The organism is Martelella sp. (assembly GCF_984369615.1).
Genome location: NZ_CFHTCS010000477.1, coordinates 1 through 2,755 on the forward strand (window position 1 = coordinate 1; position 2,755 = coordinate 2,755).

Annotated in this window: 5 protein-coding genes; all 5 read left to right on the forward strand. The window is 63.7% G+C overall.

Translation table 11 applies throughout. The features are described 5' to 3' along the window. The coding region (locus AC5DC2_RS22480; protein ID WP_491700096.1) for a hypothetical protein at nucleotides 1-404 on the forward strand (404 nt) is incomplete at its 5' end. Beyond that, nucleotides 401-622 (forward strand): hypothetical protein, encoded by a 222-nt coding sequence (locus tag AC5DC2_RS22485; RefSeq protein WP_491700097.1) that lies wholly within the window; start codon nucleotides 401-403, stop codon nucleotides 620-622. The genes AC5DC2_RS22480 and AC5DC2_RS22485, both read left to right, overlap by 4 nt. 72 nt (nucleotides 623-694) lie before the next feature. Further along, nucleotides 695-1,252: a GcrA family cell cycle regulator gene (locus AC5DC2_RS22490; RefSeq protein WP_491700098.1), complete on the forward strand. Its 558-nt coding sequence runs from the start codon at nucleotides 695-697 to the stop codon at nucleotides 1,250-1,252. A 5-nt stretch (nucleotides 1,253-1,257) separates the two neighbouring features. Beyond that, the gene (locus AC5DC2_RS22495) at nucleotides 1,258-2,028 is read left to right on the forward strand and encodes a hypothetical protein (protein ID WP_491700100.1); all 771 of its coding nucleotides are present in this window, start codon (nucleotides 1,258-1,260) and stop codon (nucleotides 2,026-2,028) included. Next, on the forward strand, nucleotides 2,025-2,755 hold a 731-nt coding region (locus AC5DC2_RS22500), incomplete at its 3' end, for a hypothetical protein (protein ID WP_491700099.1). The genes AC5DC2_RS22495 and AC5DC2_RS22500, both read left to right, overlap by 4 nt.

The following is a 2,755-nucleotide window of genomic DNA, read 5'->3' on the forward strand; positions in this document are numbered from 1 at the left end:
TCACCAGCCGTTCAACCAGTGCCGTCGGCCGCTGGAACGGCAAGCGCGAGACCGACATCATGCCAATCCCCGTGGTGCGCATATTGGAAGAGGATACCGATGCACCGCTGGTGACAGCGGCAATGGCGTCTGTGACCGGGCGCCGGCTTTCCGGTTCGGGAGAGCGGCGTGAACGCGCGCTTTCGCTGATCCAGTGCCTTGCCGGCGATCAGGCTAGTGAAAGCGATCTGACCGGCACCATTCTGGAAGCGCTTTCCGATGGCCATGTGACACCGACAGAAGCCCGGCTTTGCCTGGAGAAGCTTTCCGACAAGGAGATCAGCCACGACCGGCTGAAGCGCTGCCTGATCGATGCGATTGCCGGGGGTGGTCTGGATGTCCTCAAGGGGAGGGCGGCACGATGAAGGGTGCCTTTCCCTTTGCCGAAGCACCCACGCACCGGGTGATGCCAGGCGAGATCAGACCGCGGCCGAATGCATTGAAGCCAGTCCGTGATTCTCAGACCATCCGGATCCTCCAGACCGTCGATCCCGATCAACTGAGCGAAGACGCGATGGATGCGCTGTGCATGGAAGCTGTCGAGGCGGCGGTCGACTGGCGGCAAAAGCCACGGTTCAGCTGATTGTTCCGCTCGGGTGTCCCGCCGCTTTTGTTGGCAGAGGGGCGGGCATCCCGAACGGAACGGAGAGGCTGGATGACACGCTGGAACCCTGAAGCGCTTGATCGGATGGCGAAGATGTATCGCGGTGGCGAGACGCTTGCGGTGATTGCTGCTGCCTTTGATGTCTCGCGTGGTGTGATTGCCGGTCTTGTCTCGCGCAATCCCGAACGCTTTCCCAAGGGAGCGGTCCCCCGCAAGCCGGGGCCGCCGAAGAAGCCGGCAAGCGAGACGGCAAAGGCAGCGAAGAAAGCAAAGAGCGGGAAAGCAGGGCGAGGGCGGGTCAAAGCGCCAACCCATCAGCAGCCTGCATATCCGACGGCTGAGGAAGAGGAGCAGGCAGCCGCGCGCCGGATCGAGGAACGCCGGCGTGCGGCCATCCGTGCCTATGACACCCGACACATGCAGCTTGCCGGATCAGAGCCGGTTCCCTTCATCGACTGCGGCGAATTCCAGTGCCACCTGATCATCACCGCTGGCGAGGATGCCCTTGGTCCCGATGCTCCATGTTGCGGCAGACCCGTGGCAGAGGGCTCTGCCTACTGCCCGCAGCATTTGAAGCTGATGTACCGGACACCGGGGAGGGCGGTATGAGCGGGATGGCGAAGACTGACAGCGCCAGCGCAGCAACTGCCGTGCTCGCGGCAGATCGTCCGATGCGGATCCTGATCGGTTGCGAGACCTCCGGCGTGGTGCGGCGTGCCTTTGCCGCACGCGGCCATGATGTCTGGTCATGTGACCTTCTTCCGGCCGAAGACGGCAGCAACCGGCATATCGTTTGCGATATCCGGGATATCCTTGATGATGGCTGGGACCTTCTGGCGGTCATGCATCCGCCCTGCACGCGCCTTTGCAACAGCGGGGTGCGCTGGCTTTCGGGACCGCCGACCAATCCGCCAAACGAGGCAACGGCAGAAGAGCGGCAGGCATGGCCGGTTCTTTCGACGGAAGAGCGCCGCGCCATCATGTGGCGGCTCCTGGATGAAGGGGCCGATCTGTTTGCGGCCTGCTGGAATGCGAGGATCGAACGGGTTGCCGTCGAGAACCCGGTGATGCACCGGCATGCCAAAGCCCGTATTGCCGGCTATGCGCCACCGGCCCAGACGGTCCAGCCATGGTGGTTCGGCGACAGGGCCTTCAAAGCGACCTCACTCTATCTGCGTGGCCTGCCGAAGCTGTCTCCGACAAACAGGCTGACACCGCCGAAACCGGGAACGGATGATCACAGGCGCTGGTCGATCGTGCACCGCGCGCCGCCCGGAACGGACCGCTGGCGTCTGCGCTCGAGAACATATCCGGGCGTTGCCGACGCCATGGCAGAGCAATGGGGCGGTCATGCCGGAAAAGCCATGCAGGAGGTCTCCGCATGAGCCGCCTGTCAGCACGACCAGCACAAGCACCTATCAAGGTCGACGCCCGACACATCCGCCACTTCGAGCGCACCGGCATTGCCAGTGGCAGCGGCCGGGTATCGGCACTGCGCATTGTCTGCGGCTGCTGTGAGGCGGCGGGCTATGTGCCGGCCACGGCAGCACTGAGGCAGGGAGAGCCGGAGGCGGCCATTGCGGCCTTTGGCGCCCATGGCTGGCAGGTCGGTGCGACACCGGCCGAAGACCGCTGCCCGGCCTGCAGCCGCAGATCTTCTCCAGACAGGAAACAGACAACGAAAGGAGCCGGCATCATGGCGGCAGGACCGCGCAATACAACGGCAAAAGCGGCAACAGCAAAGGCGGCGGCGATCACCGCCCCGCCAAAGGTATCCGAAACACAGACTCTCCAGGCAGAGCTCCCGCCGCAGATGGGCCGGGATGATCGCCGGATCATCATGGAGAAGCTGGATGACGTCTATGGCGACAATGCCTATGGCGGCTCATGGACGGATACGACGGTGGCCCGCGACCTCAATGTGCCCCGGGCATGGGTGAGCGAGGTGCGAGAGGCCTTCTTCGGTCCGGAGGGCAGCAATCCGCTCCTGGATCGCTATGGGCAGGAAAGGGAAGAATTCGAGCGCCTTCATGCCGGCTTCATGGCCGCCCGCAAGCGCCATTGCGAGGCGCATGATCAGCTGGTGAAGATGGCGATGGACATCTCGAAGAA

Bases quoted from the DNA above. Each gene is read 5' to 3' on its own strand.
- AC5DC2_RS22485 (WP_491700097.1), top strand. From the start codon at position 401: ATGAAGGGTGCCTTTCCCTTTGCCGAAGCACCCACGCACCGGGTGATG.
- AC5DC2_RS22490 (WP_491700098.1), top strand. From the start codon at position 695: ATGACACGCTGGAACCCTGAAGCGCTTGATCGGATGGCGAAGATGTAT.
- AC5DC2_RS22495 (WP_491700100.1), top strand. From the start codon at position 1,258: ATGGCGAAGACTGACAGCGCCAGCGCAGCAACTGCCGTGCTCGCGGCA.